The sequence below is a fragment of the Paraburkholderia strydomiana genome (assembly GCF_031456815.1).
GTDB lineage: Bacteria > Pseudomonadota > Gammaproteobacteria > Burkholderiales > Burkholderiaceae > Paraburkholderia > Paraburkholderia caledonica.
The window spans coordinates 156,289-175,984 of the sequence record NZ_JAVDVL010000008.1 but is presented as its reverse complement, the minus strand read 5'-3'; the positions used below and the strand labels follow the sequence as shown (position 1 = coordinate 175,984).

General features: G+C 61.6%; 18 protein-coding genes. 9 read left to right on the top strand and 9 right to left on the bottom strand.

Annotated features, from left to right (window positions below):
• Positions 1-261 precede the first annotated feature (261 nt).
• From J2W46_RS21890 to J2W46_RS21875, 4 genes are all read left to right on the top strand, one after another.
• Positions 262-2,196 (top strand): putative bifunctional diguanylate cyclase/phosphodiesterase, encoded by a 1,935-nt coding sequence (locus tag J2W46_RS21890; RefSeq protein WP_310356068.1) that lies wholly within the window; start codon positions 262-264, stop codon positions 2,194-2,196.
• A gap of 54 nt (positions 2,197-2,250) precedes the next feature.
• On the top strand, positions 2,251-2,694 hold the full coding sequence (locus J2W46_RS21885) for a hypothetical protein (RefSeq protein ID WP_288826820.1): 444 nt from the start codon (positions 2,251-2,253) through the stop codon (positions 2,692-2,694).
• Between the two features lie 88 nt (positions 2,695-2,782).
• Entirely contained in the window at positions 2,783-4,471 is a 1,689-nt protein-coding gene (locus J2W46_RS21880) for a purple acid phosphatase family protein (RefSeq protein ID WP_310356062.1), read from the top strand.
• Positions 4,472-4,621: 150 nt separating this feature from the next.
• Positions 4,622-5,062, top strand: a complete 441-nt coding sequence (locus tag J2W46_RS21875; protein ID WP_020068793.1) for a hypothetical protein — start codon at positions 4,622-4,624, stop codon at positions 5,060-5,062.
• 56 nt (positions 5,063-5,118) lie between these two features.
• On the opposite strand, the gene J2W46_RS21870 is transcribed toward J2W46_RS21875, so the two are convergent.
• The 3 genes from J2W46_RS21870 to J2W46_RS21860 all read right to left on the bottom strand — a co-directional run bounded on the left by J2W46_RS21870 (position 5,119) and on the right by J2W46_RS21860 (position 8,061).
• Positions 5,119-5,883 (bottom strand): enoyl-CoA hydratase, encoded by a 765-nt coding sequence (locus J2W46_RS21870; protein WP_310356059.1) that lies wholly within the window; start codon positions 5,881-5,883, stop codon positions 5,119-5,121.
• Positions 5,880-7,046, bottom strand: a complete 1,167-nt coding sequence (locus tag J2W46_RS21865) for a CaiB/BaiF CoA transferase family protein (RefSeq protein ID WP_310356057.1) — start codon at positions 7,044-7,046, stop codon at positions 5,880-5,882. The genes J2W46_RS21870 and J2W46_RS21865 overlap by 4 nt, the downstream gene beginning before the upstream one ends.
• Positions 7,047-7,170: 124 nt before the next feature.
• Positions 7,171-8,061, bottom strand: a complete 891-nt coding sequence (locus J2W46_RS21860) for a LysR family transcriptional regulator (RefSeq protein ID WP_310356055.1) — start codon at positions 8,059-8,061, stop codon at positions 7,171-7,173.
• Positions 8,062-8,375: 314 nt separating this feature from the next.
• On the opposite strand from J2W46_RS21860, the gene J2W46_RS21855 reads away from it, so the two are divergent.
• The gene (locus J2W46_RS21855) at positions 8,376-9,689 is read left to right on the top strand and encodes an MFS transporter (RefSeq protein ID WP_088175548.1); all 1,314 of its coding nucleotides are present in this window, start codon (positions 8,376-8,378) and stop codon (positions 9,687-9,689) included.
• A gap of 192 nt (positions 9,690-9,881) precedes the next feature.
• Here J2W46_RS21855 and J2W46_RS21850 read toward each other — a convergent pair whose 3' ends face one another.
• Positions 9,882-10,691 carry a hypothetical protein gene (locus J2W46_RS21850; RefSeq protein ID WP_310356052.1) on the bottom strand — a complete coding sequence of 270 codons (810 nt, stop codon included), beginning with the start codon at positions 10,689-10,691 and terminating at the stop codon, positions 9,882-9,884.
• 342 nt (positions 10,692-11,033) lie between these two features.
• On the opposite strand from J2W46_RS21850, the gene J2W46_RS21845 reads away from it, so the two are divergent.
• Entirely contained in the window at positions 11,034-11,327 is a 294-nt protein-coding gene (locus J2W46_RS21845; protein WP_310356049.1) for a DUF1330 domain-containing protein, read from the top strand.
• A gap of 100 nt (positions 11,328-11,427) precedes the next feature.
• On the opposite strand, the gene J2W46_RS21840 is transcribed toward J2W46_RS21845, so the two are convergent.
• From J2W46_RS21840 to J2W46_RS21830, 3 genes are all read right to left on the bottom strand, one after another.
• Positions 11,428-12,279, bottom strand: coding sequence for a carbohydrate ABC transporter permease (locus tag J2W46_RS21840; RefSeq protein WP_310356046.1), 852 nt, complete (start codon positions 12,277-12,279; stop codon positions 11,428-11,430).
• The gene (locus tag J2W46_RS21835; RefSeq protein ID WP_020068801.1) at positions 12,276-13,166 is read right to left on the bottom strand and encodes a carbohydrate ABC transporter permease; all 891 of its coding nucleotides are present in this window, start codon (positions 13,164-13,166) and stop codon (positions 12,276-12,278) included. The genes J2W46_RS21840 and J2W46_RS21835 overlap by 4 nt, the downstream gene beginning before the upstream one ends.
• A gap of 194 nt (positions 13,167-13,360) precedes the next feature.
• Positions 13,361-14,593, bottom strand: coding sequence for an ABC transporter substrate-binding protein (locus J2W46_RS21830; protein WP_027778172.1), 1,233 nt, complete (start codon positions 14,591-14,593; stop codon positions 13,361-13,363).
• Between the two features lie 333 nt (positions 14,594-14,926).
• Here J2W46_RS21830 and J2W46_RS21825 point away from each other — a divergent pair, with 333 nt between their 5' ends.
• The 3 genes from J2W46_RS21825 to J2W46_RS21815 all read left to right on the top strand — a co-directional run bounded on the left by J2W46_RS21825 (position 14,927) and on the right by J2W46_RS21815 (position 17,734).
• The gene (locus tag J2W46_RS21825) at positions 14,927-15,700 is read left to right on the top strand and encodes an SDR family oxidoreductase (RefSeq protein WP_310356043.1); all 774 of its coding nucleotides are present in this window, start codon (positions 14,927-14,929) and stop codon (positions 15,698-15,700) included.
• Positions 15,701-15,727: 27 nt separating this feature from the next.
• On the top strand, positions 15,728-16,810 hold the full coding sequence (locus J2W46_RS21820) for an ABC transporter ATP-binding protein (RefSeq protein ID WP_310356041.1): 1,083 nt from the start codon (positions 15,728-15,730) through the stop codon (positions 16,808-16,810).
• Between the two features lie 63 nt (positions 16,811-16,873).
• Positions 16,874-17,734, top strand: a complete 861-nt coding sequence (locus J2W46_RS21815; protein WP_310356038.1) for a MurR/RpiR family transcriptional regulator — start codon at positions 16,874-16,876, stop codon at positions 17,732-17,734.
• 4 nt (positions 17,735-17,738) lie between these two features.
• On the opposite strand, the gene J2W46_RS21810 is transcribed toward J2W46_RS21815, so the two are convergent.
• Complete coding sequence (locus J2W46_RS21810; protein WP_310356036.1) at positions 17,739-18,584, bottom strand: IclR family transcriptional regulator; 846 nt, start codon at positions 18,582-18,584, stop codon at positions 17,739-17,741.
• Positions 18,581-19,438 carry an IclR family transcriptional regulator gene (locus J2W46_RS21805; RefSeq protein ID WP_310356033.1) on the bottom strand — a complete coding sequence of 286 codons (858 nt, stop codon included), beginning with the start codon at positions 19,436-19,438 and terminating at the stop codon, positions 18,581-18,583. Before J2W46_RS21805 ends, J2W46_RS21810 begins: the two co-directional genes overlap by 4 nt.
• Positions 19,439-19,696 lie beyond the last annotated feature (258 nt).

Below are 19,696 nucleotides of genomic sequence, written 5' to 3'. Positions count from 1 at the left end.
ATTACACGCAGCAAACAGAATGTCCCTTTTGTTGGTTTGCGTTTAAATCGGGGTTAACCTTACGAAAGGCGGAAATAGAGAACCTTGTCGATTCGGGTGTTCGCAAGCGCGACCAGCAGCCTTCGGTTTGCTCTGGATGCCCAACAATTGGGAAGGCGATTTACGCCGCTTCCCTGTCCGATTTAACCTTTCGACTTAGGTTTACGTAATAATCGGCCACGCTGCCGTTTCGATTCACTAACCATTAAAAATGCGCGGGTCATGGCTTTTAGCGAACCAAGGTCTCCATTTTTCAAGTGGATCGTCTCTTCGGCTCAAAACCTGAGCGCCGAGAACCGGCAAATACTTCTCGCCAATCTTTTCACGCGAACGTGGTCAATCGTGTTCGCGTCGATCTGCGAAATCAGCGTCTGCGCCACGGCCTACTATCTGTATCCAAACCTGCTATATGCGAGTTGGACAGGCGCCGTTGTTGCGCTGCTCATGGTGCGTCTCTGGCTTATCTGGCTGTGTCGCCGCTGTAGGGCGCGGGATTTGCCCACGCCTACCTCCGCGTTTGTGTTCGCAAGTATTCTGTGGAGCGCGTTGTTTGGCTTCGGTAGTTTGCTGTGCAATATCAGCGGCGACGCGACGCTCTTTCTGCTTGGCAATGTTTGCGCCGTCGGCGTTGTCGGCGGGCTGGCCGGACGCAATGCGGCCACGCCGCGGCTGGTCATGCTGCAGATCCTTTTTATTCTCGGTTTACTGGGAGTCGGCGCCGCGCTGTCGCCCGGCTCGGGAAAACTCGTGCTGCTGTTTCAGGCGCCGTTCTGTGCCGCCGGTTTTCTGACCGTTGCGCTGCGCAGTAATCGCGATACGGTCGCGCTGCTGCTCGCGCGCGAAAACAGTCAGCGGCTTGCGCATCACGATAGCCTGACGGGCTTGCCGAATCGGGCGCGCATTAACGAACTGCTGCTGGAGCGCACGGCGGTGGGCTCGTCGCATCGCGAGCCATTGTTTGCCGTGCTGTTGATCGACCTGGACGGCTTCAAGGCAATCAACGACAGCCTGGGTCATGCCGCCGGCGACCAGATTCTCCAGGAGGCCGCGGTCCGCTTGCGCGAAGTGCTGCCTGCCGCCGACATCGTCGGACGCCTTGCGGGCGATGAATTCGTGGTCATTTCAGAAGCACCCGACCCGTCCCGCGATGTCCGCGTGCTCGCGGACAGAATCGTCAAAACCTTGGCCCGGCCCTTCGCGTTGAGTGAGGCGCTCGTGCATATTGGCGCGAGTGTGGGCGTCGCGCTGTGTCCCGAGCACGCGACGACCGGGCCGCAATTGCTGATCTGCGCCGACCGCGCGTTGTATGCGGTTAAGCGCAGCGGCAAGAGCGCGTACGTCATTTTCGACGCGGAGCAGCATGTATCCGACGAAAACCTGAGCCTGCTGCGCAGCGACCTTGAAGGGGCGCTGCGTTCGTTCAGCGGACTGCGCATGGAGTATCAGCCGATTGTCGATGTGGCCAGCGGCTTTGTGACGGGCCGCGAGGCGCTGATTCGCTGGAAGCATCCGACACGCGGCGAGCTGTCGCCCTCGGCTTTCATTCCGACTGCCGAGCGCACCGGCCTGATCCTCGCGCTCGGCGAATGGGCGCTATTGCAGTCGTGCAAGGAAGCGGTCATGTGGCGCGACAAGGTTCCGGTTGCAGTCAATGTATCGCCGGTGCAATTGCGTGAAGAGACGTTTGCGTCGATCGTTGCGGGCGTGCTTCGCAAGACGCGGCTTCCGCCCGAGCGTCTTAACATCGAGGTGACGGAGACGGTACTGCTGAACGACGACGTCGTGACCCGGCGCAATATTTCGCGGTTGCGTGCATTGGGTATCGGCCTCGCGCTCGACGATTTCGGCACGGGCTTCTCGACGATGTCGACGCTCGTGCGTTTCACATTCGACAAGCTGAAGATCGACAGTTCGTTCGTCAAGGAGTCGGTGCATCGGCGTGAGTCTGCTGCGGTCGTGCGAGGGATCGTCGCATTGGCACGCGAGATCGGTATGCCGACCACGGCGGAAGGGATCGAAACTGAAGAGCAACTTGACTTCGTGCGCCGTTCCGGCTGCACACATGCGCAGGGGTTTTTACTCGGCAGACCGGTGCAAGGCTGCGAGATCGCGCGCATCGACGAGAAGCTGCCGGCGCAATCGGTGAATCCGGCCTAGGCGGTTTCATGACTGCGGCGCAATACGGCGCCTTTATCCGACAGTGAGGAACACGTGGACTCGACACTCAAATTCCAGCTACGGCTCACCGTCTCGCCAGAACTTGCCAGTGCATTGCGCGCCGATTCTTCCGGCGCGGCGCATGTCCCGCTTCAACGGATTTTGCATCGGCATAACGCAACCGTAATTTGTCAGTACGACGCATTCGCGGACTACGTGAGCGAGGCGGAGCGGCTCGGCATCGAAAAATATCCGCTCTATCAGTGGACGCGCGAGACGATCGAAAACCCGGAGAAGAAAGCGAAGTACCTGCGCTCGTTCACCGTCTACGTGAATGGCGAACAGATCTACGACAAGCAGACCGCCGATGCAATGGAGACCGAACTATTAGCGCTATGCGGTGAGAGCGGCGCATCCGGCGGTATTGAAAGCGGTATTGAGCGCATTTCGAAGTTCGATACGAATCCAGCCAATAGCCCTCAGCCTCCGAGTCGTTAACGTTTGGCCGGTTTCATTCAACTGTCACTGTTTCGCGACTAGGATCACTGGTCAAGCCGCCAGTCCTTCCTACCCACAAAACATAGACATGTCGAACACAAAAAACGCTAAGGCTTCGCCAGCCGATCAGGGCGCTTCCATCGTTTCGCGTCGCGGGTTCCTGAAGTTCGCCGGCGCATCGAGTCTCGCTAGTGCAGCCAACGCGCTGTCAACGGCGCGCGCCGCAGGCACAACGCCGGACGGCACACCGGAGCAGGTACACCTGACCTGGGGCAACGATCCATCCAATGAAGTCACGGTGTCGTGGGCGTCGCTCGCGGCTGCCGTGAAGCCGCATTTGCGTATTGGCCGCGTTGGAGAAGGCAAACGGATCGTGCATGGCGTGCAGACCACGTACACCGACGGCCTCAACGGCGAAGTGGTATTCAACTATCACGCGCGTCTGCGCGATCTCAAGCCGGACACGAGTTACGAATACGAGGTCACGGCCGATAACGACAGCAATGCGGCGCAGCCCTTCAGCGGCAGCTTCCGCACGGCACCGCGAGGCCGCGCACCGTTTCGCTGGACGAGTTATGGCGACCTCGCCACGCCGAATACGGGCTGGGTGCTCTCGTCGCCGCAAAGCCGGTTCGCCGTGCAGGCGGTCGAGCGCTTTCATCCGCTCTTTCACCTGCTCAACGGCGACCTTTGTTATGCAAATCTGAACCCGACACAGCAGCCCGAAGTGTGGCGCGACTTCGGCAACAACTGTCAAACTTCAGCCGCGAATCGTCCGTGGATGCCATGCCCCGGTAATCACGAGATCGAGTTTCACAACGGCGAGCAAGGGTTCGCGTCGTACCTCGCGCGCTACGCGTTGCCTGACAATCACACGCGCTTTCAGGGGCGCTGGTACAGCTTCCGCGTGAGCTCGGTGCTGTTCATTTCGCTCGATGCCGATGACGTCGTCTATCAGGACGCCGCTGCGTTCGTGGGCGGGCCGGCACCGCTCGTGCCGGCAGCGAGCACCGGCAATCCGCCGATCGAGCCTGGCACGTCCTTTTATGTGCGAGGCTACAGCGGCGGCGAGCAAACGCGCTGGCTGGAGAAGACGCTCCGCCACGCGGCCCAGGACGACGACGTCGACTGGATCGTCGTGCAGATGCATCAGGACGCGTTGAGTTCTTCGAAGACGGGCAACGGCTCCGACAAAGGCATCCGCGAAGCCTGGCTTCCGCTTTTCGACCGTTATGGCGTGGACCTCGTGCTATGCGGCCACGATCACGACTATGAGCGCAGCTATCCCGTGCGCGGCTGCAATCACAACAAGGGCACCGATATCGCCACGGGTCGTCCCGTCGATACATTGCAGCCGAAGCCGGTGATGTCCGCAATATCCGCTGGGGCGTCCACATTCGATACGAGCCACGGCACCATCCACCTGATTCTCGGCGGCGGCGGCACGAGCGCACCGCTCGACGTGTATGGCCTCGACGCGGGCACCGGCCTGCCGCAAGCGCGCATTTTCACGCGACCTAACCGTCCGGTTCCAGGCAGCACGGCGGGCACGTTCGTGCGAGCAAGCGCCGATGCGGTGGAAGACGCAATCTGGTCCGCGCAACGAGACACCGGCACCGGCTACGGCATCGCCGTGTTCGATCATGAGCCGGGCCATCCGGGCGGCGAGACGACCATCACGATGAACTACTATCACGCACCCGGCGCGGACCAGACGCCTACATCGAACTATGAACTGTTCGAAACCATCGAGCTGAAGAAGAAACGCAAGCGCTGACGCGCGAGCCGGGGAGAGGCAAGAAGCAAGGGGAAGAGACGGCGCGGCAGGTTTTGTTACACGTCTTACCGGTACGCGATGAGGCGGTTACAGAAGCCTTTCGAATCGCCGGTTATACTCGCGCCGTCTCATAAAAACCAAAGACCTCTTATGTCGAAGCGAATTCTAAAAATTGTGGCTGTTGCAGCGCTCACGAGCGCGGCGTCGTTGTCGGCTGTGGCCGGCGATATGAACAATGCGCTTGGCGGCGCGCTCGGCGGCGTAGCGGGTGCGGCACTGGGCGGCGCGGTCGGCGGCAGCACGGGCGCTGTGATCGGCGGCGCGGTGGGCGGCGGCGCGGGCGGCGCGGTGACGTCGAACCGCCGCGAGCGCACGGGCGCCATCGTAGGCGGCGCGCTGGGCGGCGGTGCGGGCACCGCGGCCGGCAACGCCATGGGCGGACGCGGCGGCGGCCTGATCGGCGCAGCGCTAGGCGGCGGCGCGGGCTCCGCGCTCGGCGGCAATATCTCGCGTTCGAACTCGTATGCCGACGACTACTCGCGCGATTACCGCTCGGGCAAGAAGCATCATAAGCATCGACATTACGACTAAGCGGTACGCCTGAGTGCTTCGGGACCGCACCGGCAATACATGTGCGGCCCGGACACTCACGCCTTCGAAGAGCCTGACGTAAACGCGAGCACCGCTTCCTTGAAGCTGGCGCTGCCATACACTTCTTCGATCAGGTCGTCATCGTCGAGTCGTTTCTCGACTACGATGCGGCGCAAGCTCTCCTTCACGGCTTTCTGCGTGACGGGCGAGAGCGCCATCAACCGTTGCGCGAGCGTATGCGCCGCTTCCTGCAACAGGCCAGGCGCGCAGACCTGATAGACGTATCCGCAGGCCAGCGCTTCGTCGGCCGTCAGATAGTCGGCGAGCAGCAGCATCTTTTTGACGCGCGGCGTGCCCAACGCCGCCTGGAGCCGCGCGATGTTGCGCGATGAAAGCGTATTGGACAGCGTCTTGGCAATCGGCGCACCAAAGCGCGATGCGTCGCTGCAAACACGGAAATCGCAGGCCGTGGCAAGCGCCAGACCCCCACCCACGGCCCAGCCGTCTATCACCGCGATGGTCGGCTTCGCAATTCGCTCGACCGTGCCGATCACGCGCTCGACGAACGCTTCGTATGCAACGCCGTCGCGACCATCGCGGAAGCCCGTGAAATAGCCGATGTCCGTGCCGGAGATGAAAGACTTGCCGCCGGCGCCGCGCAACAGAATGCAGCGCACGCTGATATCCGCTTCACACTGCGCGACGAGTGCGAGTAGCGCCTCGTACATGTCGAGCGTCATCGCGTTGTGCCGCTCGGGTCTGTCGATCAGGATCTCCGCCGCACCCGAAGGGTCGACGCTCAGGCTGACCAGTTCGCTCATGATGCGGCTCCGTTGATCTCCGCGAAGATCTCGTCGTTATGTTCACCGAGCAGCGGCGGATGGCGGCGCACGGTCGGCGGCGTGCCGAGCAGCTTGACGGGAAAGCCGATGTTCTTGACCTTGCCCTCGTTCGGATGATCGATTTCCATGCACATGTGGCGATGCCGGGCGTGGTCGCTTTCAAACGCTTCGGGATACGAAAGAATGGGACCGGCTGGTATGCCCGCAGCGAGCAATATGTCGACCCAGTCGTTGCTGTCGCGTTTGCCGAATTCCTGCTCCAGCACTTCGATCATCGCCTCGCGATTTTTCAGACGCAGCGACACGTTGGCGTAATCGGTATGATCGATCAGATCGGGCCGCTCCAGCACGCGGCACAGCTTGGTCCACAGTTTCTGGTTCGTCGCGCCCATGACGAAGTAACCGTCCCGGGCCTTCACCGCCTGATAAGGCGCACTCATCTTGTTGCTCGTGCCGAGCGGCGTCGGCGGCACGCCCGTGCCCCAGTAGTCGGACATGTCCCAGATCGAGAAGGCCATGATGGAGTCGAACAGCGACGCGTCGATATGCTGGCCTTCCCCGCTTTTCTGCGCACCGATATAAGCCGACAGGAGACCGTACACTGCAAACATCGCGCAGCCAATATCGGCCACCGGTACGCCCGCCTTGACAGGCTTGCCGCCTTTGTAGCCCGTCACACTCATCACACCGGACATGGCTTGCGCCATCAGATCGAAGCCGGGCCGCGACGCCCAGGGCCCGCTTTGCCCGAAGCCTGAGATGCTCGCGTAGACGATCTTCGGGTTGATCGCCTTGATCGACTCGTAGTCGATTCGCAAACGCTGGACGACGCCGGGGCGGTAGTTTTCCACGATCACATCGGCCGTTTTGGCAAGCTTATAAAACAGCTCGCGCCCCTCGTCGCTCTTCAGGTCGAGCGTGACGGAGCGTTTGTTGCGGTTGAGATTAAGGAAGCCCATGCTGTCGGGGCCCTTCATCTTGAAGCCCATTGAACCGCGGGTCTGGTCGCCTTCTGGCGGTTCGACCTTGATGACATCCGCGCCGAGGTCGGCGAGCATCATGCAGGCGAACGGGCCCGCCATGACCTGACTCACGTCTAGCACTCGAATGCCTTGCAGTGGGAGATGCGCAGATTGCGTCATGTCGAGCTTCCTCCTCGGATAAGTGGTGTGTTGTAGCTCCACTGTCGCCGAGTGCGCAGGCTGCCGCAAGAATCGCCGCGTCATGGCTGGTTTCGCGGTTCGCGAAACCGCCCCGGTGGTTCCGCTAGGCGCCGCCCTCCAGCAATTGAGCCACGACGTTGCGCAGCGTTTGGTCCTGAGCGTGTCCTTCGACGCAGGACAACACGTAGCTACGCCGGGACCAGTCTGCGTCGAGCTCGACCGAAGCGAGCGAATCCTCGGGATGGAAGCTCTGCAGAACATCGGGCGGCATCAAGCCGACGCCGAGACCGTGGCGCACCATGGCGAGCATCGTGTCGAAGCCGTTTACCGTGAAGTTGTTCGGGAACAGCCGCCCGCGGCTGCGATACGCGCGCTCGACCGCGGACAGCACCGCCGAGCCTTTGCCCAGACTCACAATGGGAAGGTCGAGAATGTCGTCGACGCCCACGGGCACCCGCTCGAATGTGAAATGTGCGCGGCTATAGACCAGCACGAGCCGATCCTCCCTATACGCGAACTTGTCCAGATCCAGAAAGCCGCTTTTCTTCTCGTAGATGCCCACGTCGATCACTTTGTCGCGCAGCAGTTGCTGCACGATTTTGCTGTTTTCCTCGACGATTTTCAGCGCGATCCGAGGGTACTTGCGCTGGATCGCGGCGATTTCACGAGCGAGGAACTGAATGACGACCGCTTTCGGCGCGCCAATGATGATGCGTCCGTCGAGCCCATGATTGAGCGCCTGTGCGTCGCCTTCCATGCGGTCGATCAGGTTGTCGATCTGCCGGACATACGCCAGTAACTTCGCGCCTGACTCGGTGATCTCCACGCCGTGCGGCACGCGCCTGAAGAGCTTCGCGCCAAGTTGATCCTCCAGGTCCGACACGCGCCGCGACGCTGCCGCAACTGCCAGGCTCAGCTTGTCGGCAGCGCGCGAGATGCTGCCTTCTTCCGCAATGGTCAGCATCAGCCGGACGGTTGTCGTGTCGAATTTCACTTTGTCTCCAGTTGTATCGAACGATGATGGGCACGCGCGCCGCCCGATAGTTTAGTGTGCCGCGGCAGGCGGCATTCGGAACCGGTGCGCCGGATGAACGCCACGCACCGATCGCCGCATCGACCATGGCGTTCTGACGGTAACGATAACGAAAACGCTATCGCCACATACCGTTTCGACATTGGAGCTCTCGCGTTTGCGTCCGTACACTTGTCATTCAGTATGTGCATACAAGTACAGCGCCACGCTGCACCGAACGATGCATACCGACAACGACGAATGGTCTTTAACGGCCATCTTGACGGAGACACGTTTTGGACAAGCCCACCAGTTCGCTCACGGCCGCCGCCGTGCGTCCCGCCCGGTTCAACTTCCGTTGGCATGTGCTCATCTGGTTGCTGATCGGCGGGATTATCAACTACATGGACCGCGCGAGTCTTTCTATCGCCGCGCCGGGCATGATCCAGGAACTTGGCCTGACGCGCACGCAGATCGGCCTGCTAGGCAGCGTATTTGCGTGGACGTATGCGGTGATGCAATTGCCGGCGGGCTGGGTGATCGACCGCTTCGGCGCGAAACGCGCTTACGCGTTTGCGATGATCTGGTGGAGCGTCGCCACGTGGCTCACCGGCGTGGTCGGTTCGATCTCCGGACTCATCGTGATGCGCGCGTTGCTCGCGGTGGGCGAGGCGCCGTGCTGGCCGACGTCGGCGAAGATCACTGCCGCGTGGTTTCCGGCGAAAGAGCGCGGCTTTGCGACGGGCGTATGGGATTCGTCTTCAAAGTGGGGGCCGGCCATCGCGCCGGCCATGCTCGTCGCGCTGATGGTCGCGTTCGGCTGGCGCTCGCTCTTTCATGTGACGGGTGCTTTCGGTATTGCGTTTGCGCTGCTGTTCCTGATGTTGTATCGCAATCCGATGGACAGTAAGCGTCTCTCCAAAGACGAGCGCGAATACATCGAAGCAGGTGGCGGCGGTCACGAACGGTCGCTCGTCAATTCAAAGCTGCGGTGGCGGTCGCTGTTCGCGCGACGCAGCGTGTGGGGCATGATTCTCGGCTACTTCTGCACGATCTGGCTGTGGAATATCTTCCTCGTGTTCTTGCCGCTCTATCTGCTCGACCGGTTCCATATTTCGTTCGCGCAGCTTGGCGTCTATGCGGGCATTCCTTGGGCGGGCGGCGCCCTCGGCGAGATTGCGGTTGGCTACCTTGCGAAGAAGATGGTGGACCGTGGATTCGCGTCGCCGATCGCCGCGAAACGGTTATTGATTGCGTGCTGCGCGGTGGGCGCCGCCGTGTGTGCAATTGCGTTGCCGTTCACTCACGCGTTGAACGTTACCCTCGCTTTATTCACCGTCGGGCTCGCATTCATTGCGGCCGTGGTCGGTTCGGCGTGGGCGCTGGCGGCGGACATTGCGCCGTCTTCGATGATTGCCTCTGTCAGTTCGATCCAGAACTTCGGCGGATATTTTGGCGGTGCGTTCTCGCCGGTCGTCGCGGGGTTCATCGTGGACCGTACCGGTTCCTATGCGCTTGCCTTCATCTCGGGCGGCGCCATTGCCGGATGCGCGGCACTGTTCTACTGGTTCATGGCTCGCGAACCGATTCTGGAGGACGAGGCTGCGTGAACGAGATGGCGCGAGAAAGGGGCTGTCTTGCGGGGAATGACGGGCCGAACGTCGGGAGAGTGAGCAGCCACCAGGTAGCGTCTTCGGCATCCAGCGAGAAAACCGCCGGATGCCGTTTCACATGAAGATGCGCGCCCGAACATCGAGATTGCTGGCTCAGCCCAAGTGGCCATCCGCTCGAGCAGTCGGCGGTTATTGCGTGCCCGGCTGCCTCTGAGCGCCTGAAGCGGGCGTCACCCGAGCCGACTCCTTGACCAGCTGATCGGTCATTGCCGCCGCGACAGGATTCGAGTTGCGCCGATTGATCGGCTCCCGATCCGTCACGGACGACGGCGGCGGCGTCGGAGACGCGGGCGGCGGTGGCAACGACGGATCGAGCTTCGCGGATTCGCGGACGAGCAACTCCGTCATCAAGGCGCCGACATCGCTGGAACCATGGCGACGCAGATCTTCATGGCTCCGCGCGTCGTCCGCATGCTGCGTGGCCTTCGATTTGGCGCTATAGCGCTGAGGCTGCGGTTGCTGTTGAGGCTGCGATTGAGGTTGAGGTTGCACCTGCGTCTGCTGCGCCTGCTGCGTCTGCTGCGCCTGCTGCGTCTGCTGCGCCTGCGATTGTGCGGGCTGGGCGACTTGTGCTTGAGGTTGCATCTCCGCCGCTGGGATATTCGCCACTGTGGCAGCAGGTGCCGCCGTGGCTGCAGGCGTCGTCGGCATAGGCGCGGCCGGTGCGGGCGCCCGCACATCGCCGCCACTCACAATCGTGCCGCTATTGGATTTAGCGCTCGCGTTCGCATTAGCGTCCGGCGAACCAGGACGCGCGATACTGCCTGCGATCACATGGCTTTCGCCGTAGGAGCGCGAGTCGGTCGTGTCGGGTGCGGTCAAGGCCGCCTCGGCTGGAGGCGCCGACTTCCTGTCCTCACGCGGATAAAATAAATAGCCGCAGACCACCAGGTCCGCTAGCACCAGACCGATAATCAACGTCTTGCCGGTATTCGTCATATCTAAACTGAAGCTTCATTCAAGGCAGTGTAAGGTCCATGATAAACGACGACTCGTTGCCTCACCGTGACGCACTCGGTTGCAAATCATGCAGGAGCGGCCAGGCGTCGACGCATTACGTGGATCGTACGAAGAGTTTCTAGAGAAGTCGGCTATTTGTCACCCGCCGTTATTCAACGTTTCGGGCCATCTTTTTTAGACGTGTGGCGCTATTTGTAGAGGCGACTACCGGCGCTTTGCTGGTTTTCCGGAGAACCCGCAACACATCGGGGCATTAGAGGCGCGCTCGGCATTCTCTGTTACGCTGCTCGACTCATCGCCAACACGTAGAAGGAGCGTCAAATGAGCAAGGGGTATTGGGTAACCACGTATCGCAAGATCAAAGACCCGTCGAAGCTGGCGGCCTACGGTCAGTTGGCGGGCCCGGCCGTCGCCGCTGCCGGCGGCAAGTTCCTCGTGCGCGGTGTCGCGGACGAAGTTCACGAGCAGGGCCTGAAGGAGCGGACGGTGGTGATCGAGTTCCCGTCGTATGAAGACGCAGTCGCCGCGTACGACCGCGACGACTACAAGAAGGCGCTCGCGGCTTTGGGCGATGCGGTAGAGCGCGACCTGCGGATCGTCCGCGGCTCCGAGTAATTCGCTGAGAGTGCGCTAAATAGTGCTGTTTATGGCGGCCGACACCTCGACCGCCGTGACTGCACCTGGGGCAGTGCACAACAGCGCGGTCCGCAAAGACCTATTTCACCGCGCCCAACGCCAGCCCTTTCACCAGATACCGCTGCAACCACGCGAACACGATCGACACAGGCAACGTCGCGCAAAGCGTAGCGGCCATCACGAGATGCCATTCCACCACGTACTTGCCGGCGACCATATCGGTCACCTGCACGGTGAGCGTCTTGTTCTCCGGCGAGCGGATCAGCGTGTACACCACGGCGAACTCGTTCCAGGCGTTGATAAACGTGAAGATCGCCGTGACGACGATGGCGGGCACGGCAAGCGGTAGAAACACCTTGGAAACGGCCTTCGTGCGACCGCATCCTTCGAGCCACGCTGATTCTTCGAGATCGCGCGGCACCGTTTGGAAATACGACGACAGCATCCACACAGCGAATGCAATATTGAACGCGGCATAAGAAACGATCACGCCGATTTTCGAATCGACGAGGTTGCCGTCGCCATAAGGAATCATGGCCGCGAGCCTGAACAGGCCGACCACCAGCAGAATAGGCGACAGCATTTGCGTGACGAGCAGGAACTGGCGATACGTTCCGCGTCCGCGAAACGGGAACCGCGCCAATGCGTAAGCCGCCGGCAAGCTCGCTGCGAGCGCGAGCAGCGTCGAAAGCAGGCTGATTACCGTGCTATTGCGCAACGCCACGCCAAAATTCGCGGCTTGCCACATATCGACGAAATTGCTCCATTGCCAATGCACTGGCAGCCAGCGCGCCGGATACACGAAGATCTCCGAAGCAGGCTTCAATGCGGTGAAGAGCATGACGGCGAACGGGAACAGCACGACCACCACGAGCGGCGACAATGCGAGCCAGCACCACAACGAGCGTTTCGCTTTTGCGCTGAGCGTCATGACGGTTCTCCTTCTTTCGCGGGCTGCAAGCGCAGATACGCCATCGAGAAAACGAACAGCATGACCAGCATGATGAGCGAAACGGCCGCGGCCTCGCCTGGACGTCCGAGCCTGAAGCCCAGTTCATACAGATACGTGACGAGAATATGCGTGCTGTTGTCGGGCCCGCCTTGCGTCATGACCCAGATGATCGGAAACGAGTTGAACACATAAATGACGTTCAACAAGATGGTCATATTGATGAAGGGCCGCAGCAGCGGCAGCGTCAGCTTGCGAAACTGCTGCCATGCGCTGGCGCCGTCGATGCGCGCCGCTTCGTAGATGTCGCCTGGCACCGATGACAATCCGCCGAGCAGAATCGTCACAGTAAATGGAATCGATACGAGAATGCCGACCGCGATTTCTACCGGAAAAGCGAACTCGGGCGTCGCGAGCCAGTGAATCGGTCCGCCGATCAGCCCTAGGCGCTGAAGTGTGACGTTGACCATGCCGTAGTCGTCGTTGAAGGCCCAGCGCCACACAACGGCGGTCATCGTCAACGAGACAGACCACGGCAGCATGACAATCGTTCGCGCGACGCCGCGTCCATAGAAATCCTGATTCAGCACGAGCGCAACGGGCACGGAAATCAGCACCGTGCCGCCCACTACAAACACGGTCCAGACTATCGTGCGCCTCGCTGCCGCGAGAAACGCGGGATCGCCGAAGATCGTGTAAAAGTTCTGCAGGCCCGTGAAATCGCGAATGGCGCCGAAGCGCGACACCTCATGCAGCGATTGCCAGACAATGTTGAAAATCGGATAGCTGATGATAAAAAGCGCCAGCACGAGGCTCGGCGCAATCAGCAACCAGGGCGCTTGCAGGCGTGAAGAAGCGGAACGGCTCATACGTGCTCGATCGTGAGACGCGCCTGCACAACGGAGCGGGCGCGACGGAATGGGCCGGATAGTCGATGACAGTCGATTACGGCCAGCATGATGGCCGGAATGCGCGCCGCGCGTTTCTATCCGGCTGCTATTGCAGCCGCGCGGCGCGCGTCCCGTGTGCAGCGAATTACCGCAATCTCACCGCGTAGCGCCGCTCAATGACCGAGCGACTTGTTAGCTTGCGTGGCCGCCGCATTCAACGCGTCAGCGGGCTTGGCTTTACCCAGATAGATCGACTGCATTGCGTCGGTCACGGCCTTCGCGGTGTCTTCCCAACCTGTCACGGTCGGCGCAAAGCGGGCCGTGGGCAGCAGTGCGACGAATGCTTTGGTATCCGGATCGTTGAACGCCGGGTCCGACGATTCAGCCTTGGTGGTCGGCAGGAAGCCCTCGGTCGTCGTGAACTCGACACGCGGTTCCTTCGTGAACAGATAGTCGAGGAACTTCCATGCCGACTTCTTCACCTTCGAGTTTTTGAACATCACGATCGAGTCCGTGACCGCGTAGGTGGCGTGAGTGGTGCCCATCGGAATCGGATCGATACCGTACTTCAGGTTCGGCGCTTCCTTCTTGATCTGTTTGGCGAGGAACGGTGCGGAGATCATCATCGCAACGCGGCCCTGCTTGAAGAGGTTCTGCACGTCTTCACGGCTATAGCCGGTGACGCCAGGCTGCGTCAGGCCCTGATCGATCATCGACTTGTAGAGCGTCGCCGCCTTGATACCCGCAGGCGAGTTGAACGCCGCCTTGTTGTCCTTGCCGATTACTTCGCCGCCGTTCGTCCACAGTGCATAGTAAAAGTAGACGTCCGTTTCGATTTCTTTGCCTTGCAGGCCGAAGCCGGCAATACCTTGCGCCTTCAGCTTCTTCGACGCTTCGATTACGTCGTTCCATGTTTTAGGGCCGTCGGGATAGCCGACTTTCGCAAGCAGGTCCTTGTTGTAGTAGAGCGCTCGTGCGGAAGCCGCAATCGGCAGGCCATAGACCTTGCCGTTGATCTCGCCCGGCGCGAGGAACGGACCAATAAAGCGGCCTTTGAAGCTTGCATCCATGTAGCCGTCGAGCGGCTCCGCCACGTCGTCCTTCACGAAGTCGAGCAGCCAGCGCGTGCCCACGATCGCGAGATCGGCGTTCGCGTTGCCGGAAATGTCCGTCTGGAGTTTCTGTTGCAGCGTGTCCCAGTTCACGTCTTCGATCTTGATGGTCGTGCCAGGATTGGCTTTCTCGAAGTTGCGAGCCATCTTTTCGAAGTACGGCGCGGTTGCATCGCTGTAGTGCGCGACGGTCACGCGAACCGTGTCGGCGTGAGCCGCCACGGCAATACCTGCAAACGCGAGCGCCACGGCAACTTTGCCGAGCGCGAGGGAAGCACGGGCATGCAACGACATTTCTCTCTCCTGTGTCGACCTTAGTGAGTGCATTAGCGCTTCCCAAGGTCCCATCAACGATTGGTGGGATGGTCCGCTGCCGTCGCCGGCCGCTGTGGTTGAATTGTTTGAAAAAATCCTACACGGCTAAAAATGCATTGTCACGTAGGGTCTGCGATATTTCGTTCGGGATGGTTTTGTGCATAAGATGCCTGTAGGCAAGGCATATTCTGCGCGTGGCATGCGGTGCAGAAACCCAATATTCGGGATGACGAAGTGCGACGCGGCTTCTCTGCTGTAATAAATTTACAGACGATTTAGATAGACGCGGCAAGCGTGAAAAGCGAGGCGGACATGAATCGTGTGGTGTTGGTGACGGGCGCTTGCGGCGGCATCGGCAGCGTGTTGTGCAAGCGTTTCGTGGAGCAGGGCGACACGGTCCTCGCGCTCGACATCGATGCGGCGGCGCTGGAGCGCTTGACGAAGCAACTCGGCGAAACGCAGGTCAGCCCGATAGCGGTCGATCTCGGCGACGCGGCCGCGGTGCAGCAAGCCGTTGCATCCGCCGTGGAAAAACGCGGACCGGTGGATGTGCTCGTCGCCAACGCGGGCGCAGCCGAAGGTCTGACGCTGGCCACGACCGATGCCGCGAGCTGGCAGCGCGACATTCACCTGAACCTGAACGGCACTTATCACACTGTCGAGGCCGTGCGTTCGTCGATGATCGAGCGCAACAGCGGAGCGCTAGTGCTGATCGGTTCCGTGAACGGTTTGGCGGCGCTCGGACATCCCGCGTATAGCGCGGCAAAAGCCGGGCTCATCAGTTACACAAAGGCCCTTGCTGTGGAATTGGGCCGTTACGGCATTCGCGCGAACATCGTCTGTCCCGGCACCGTCAAGACGCAGGCATGGCAGGCGCGCGTCGACAAGAATCCGCAGGTCTTCGAAGATCTGAAGAAGTGGTACCCGTTGCGCGATTTCGCAACGCCCGACGATATCGCCGACGCCGTGCTCTTTCTCGCTTCGCCAATGGCGCGTGTGATCACCGGTGTAGCGTTGCCTGTAGACGGCGGATTGATGGCCGGCAACCGTCTGATGGCCCAAGAGTTGACGCTCGAATCGCTTTGATAGAAACCGCAAGACGATGAGGAAAGCATGGCAGCAGTGCAACTGAGCGGCATCTTCAAACGCTATGGCGACACCCAGGTCGTGCACGGCATCGACCTTCATATCGACGACGGCGAGTTCGTCGTGCTCGTGGGCCCGTCGGGTTGCGGCAAAAGCACGTTGATGCGGATGGTCGCGGGCCTCGAGGAGATCAGCGGCGGCGATCTCATGATCGGCGGCACGCGCGCGAATAATCTCGCGCCGCAGCAGCGCAATATCTCGATGGTGTTCCAGAGCTACGCGCTGTATCCGCATTTGTCGGTGTACGAAAACATCGCTTTTGGCCCGCGAATCCGCAAGGAGTCCCCAGCCAATTTCAAGCCGCGCATAGAGGCTGCCGCGAAGATGCTCAATCTGGGCGGCTATCTCGATCGTCTGCCGCGTGCGTTGTCGGGCGGTCAGCGCCAGCGCGTCGCGATGGGCCGCGCGGTGGTGCGCGAGCCGTCCCTGTTTCTGTTCGACGAACCGTTGTCCAATCTCGACGCGAAGCTGCGCGTGCAAATGCGCACGGAGATCAAGGCATTGCATCAGCGCCTGAAAAACACGGTGATTTACGTGACGCACGATCAGATCGAGGCCATGACGATGGCCGATCGCATCGTCGTGATGAACGCTGGGCGGATCGAACAGATCGGGCGTCCGTTGGAGCTTTACGATCACCCCGCGAATCTTTTTGTCGCAAGCTTTCTCGGCTCGCCGTCGATGAATTTCGCCGAAGGCGTTCTCGTGAACCGCACGCAAGGTTCGGGACTCGCATTGAAACTCGCGGACGGCGGCGAGATCGTGCTCGAAGGCGCGCCTGCTTCGGCGGCGGTCGGCGCAAAGATCACGCTGGGCGTGCGGCCCGAACACATCGAGACAATTACGCAGACACCCGACGTGACAATGCAAGTCGAAGTCGTGGAGCCGACTGGCGCCGAAACGCATCTGTACGGGAAGATAGGCGGCGGCACGTGGTGTGTGACGACACGTCAACGTTCGAAGGTCGAGCCTGGTGAGCGCGTCACGCTGCGCTTGCCGGCCGCACATATTCACCTGTTCGATACGGAGAGTGGGCGCAGACTGGTCTGAGTCGCGTGTTGCCGATCGAAGCTGCGACCCACGCGGATTCATTTAACCCTTAAGGAACACCGGGTGTCCGCACCGAACTTGATTCCCCACATCCGCAGCGCACTCGCCAATTTGCGGCCAGCCGAACGCAAGGTCGCGGACATGGTGCTGAGCGACGTCGACTTCGCGATGCGTGCGAGCATCACGGAACTTGCGCAGCGAGCGGACGTATCGGAGCCCTCTGTCACGCGATTCTGCCGCGCGATTGGCGCGCACGGCCTGCGCGACTTCAAGATGCAGCTGGCGCAGAGCGTGGCGAGCGGCTTACCGTATGCGTCGGCGGCAATCGCGCGCGACGACGACGTGCAGACCTTGATGGACAAAGTGGGCGAAGCCGCCGTCGATGGCATCACGCACGCGCGCGGCGCGCTGGATCCTGCGGTGGTCGAAAGCGCGATTGCCGCGCTATCGAGCGCACGGCGCGTGTTCTTCTTTGGCGTTGGCTCGGGTTCGGGGCTGGTCGCGCAAGACGCGGCGTTGCGCTTCCTGCGCCTCGACATCGCCGCCACAGCTTTTACCGACGGTCACTTGCAGCGCCTGTATGCGGGCATGATGGAACCGGGCGACGTCGCCTTTGCCATTTCGCATTCCGGACGCAGCACGGAAGTGAACGAAAGCATCCAGATCGCGAAGGAGCGCGGCGCGACCACAATCGCGCTCACCAACGTCGGCTCGCGCCTCGCGTGGCTCGCGGATATACCGTTGCTGTTGCGCGTGCCGAGCCCGATCGATCCGAATACGCCCGGCGTCTCGCGGCTCGTGCATCTTTGCATCATGGACGCGCTGGCAATCGGCGTCGCGCTCAAGGCTGGGCCCAAGACGCTGGAGAAGATGCGGCATGCGAAGGCGAGGCTGTCGTCGCATGAGCCGCAGACGGGCGATTAGGCGCTCACCCCGCTCCCATCCACCCAAATCTCCGCGACAACCTCAACGTCGCCGCGCACAGCGTCTGCGCGGGTTCGCCCGTCGCGTCGCTGTCGAAACTGCCGCTGGGTCCCATCAACGCGAGCACGAGGCAGATGCTGCCGGTGTGGTCGAACACAGGCGCGGCCAATGTGTCGATGCCGGGCACCGGCCGGCTCAGCGCACTGTCCATGCCGCCCGCGCGAACTTGCGCGAGACGCTCCCGGTACGCTTCCTTCAGCTTTGCTCCGTGCTTGTCCGCTAGCGCATCGGCAGGGTTCGAGCCCGCCAGCCGCAAATGATCCTGCGTGAGCAGACCGGCACGCACGTCGTCCGCTACATAAGCGGCGAATACGCGGCCGATCGCCGTATTCACCAGCGACATGACGGTGCCCACCCGCAGGCTCACATGCAACGGCCGCGCCGATTCTTCCAGCCGCACGACTGTCGGTCCAAGCGGACCGAGCACCGCCATCGCGACGCTCATGGCCGTCGATGCCGCGAGTTCGACGACTTCAGGCTCCGCCTCGCGCGTGGGCGAGAGTCGCTGCAGGCCGATCAAACCGAGTTCCAGCGCCAGCGGCCCGGCGGCGAAACAGCCGGACGCGTCGCGGCTCAGCAAGCCGATTTTCAGCAGACTCACCAGATGCGGGAACGCTTTCGCCGGCGGCATCCCGGCCGCAGCGGCCAGATCGCGCAGCGTCAACGGCCGCGCGGCGGCGACGAGCGCCGCCAGCAGTTCGCCGGTGCTATCGAGCGACTGGATGCCGCGCTGCGGCTTCGCATCGGCGGAAGCGGGCGGTAGGGAAGAGGTGTCGGTAGGCGCGGTCACGGTGCGGTCGATGCAAGCAGGGAAGATCCGGCGGCAAGCTCACCGCCGATGTCGCGAGCCGTTGCGAGCAACGCGCGAGCGATGGGGCCATCGACGGTCGCGTCGATTGCGCCGGTCGAGCCGATCACCGTCAACGCTAGGGCCAAACGACCGTCCGGATCGAACACTGGCGCGCTCAGGCTGCTGATGCCCGGACTCGGCGCGTCGACGCTGCACTCCAGGCCGCGCGCGCGGATCTTGTCCACCGCCGCCTGAAAAACGGCGTCTTCGCCCGGTTTGGTGGACATGCCCGGCGCAGCGCCGGACTGATTCGCCCACATCGTGTCGAGCGTCTCGCGCGGCAGATAGGCGCAAAACACGCGTCCCGTGGACGTGGCCGGCAGCGACATGACCGTGCCCACATGCAGATTCACATGCAATGGAAACCCCGCATGTTCGTAGCGGACAATGGTCGGCCCCTGCGGCCCCGCAATGCAGATCGCGACGCTAAATCCGATTGCTTCGGCCAGCGCGGCCACGCGCGGTACGGCGGCGCGAAACGCCGGTTGATTCTCCAGATGCAAGAGGCCCAGGCGCAACGACAACGGACCGGGCTCGTAGCGGCCTGAGAGTTCATCCCGCTTGATGAGGCCAAGGCGGCTCAAGCTGACCAGATAAGCGTGCGCCTGCCCCGGCGCGAGTTCGGCGGCGGTGGACAGGTCCGACAGTGCCAACGGCGCGCGCGCCCGCGCCAGCGCGAGCAGCACCCGGCCGCTGACTTCGACGCTCTGAATGCCGCGCTGCGTCTTGCCGCTGTCTGTCGTCTGGCTGCCGCCCGAGCCTTCGCCCGCGGATGGTTTCGCTGCTTTGCCCACGCCCGTGTTCGTCCGAAAAAGCGTCCATGTTAACCGAAGCCCGCGCTGCAAACCCCGCTGTTCACACCGTCATGTTAGTCGTTCCGATATTTGCGTATAGCGATAGATTTCGCTATTGACAAATAGACTGACGCGGCCATAAGATGCATTCACCCCGATACACCGGCGCAGTCATAGAGTCAAAAACGGGGCGAGACAACCTCCAATACCGTCAGCTCGCGCCAAGGCGCGCCGCCGGCCGTCTCGCCTCACGTCCAA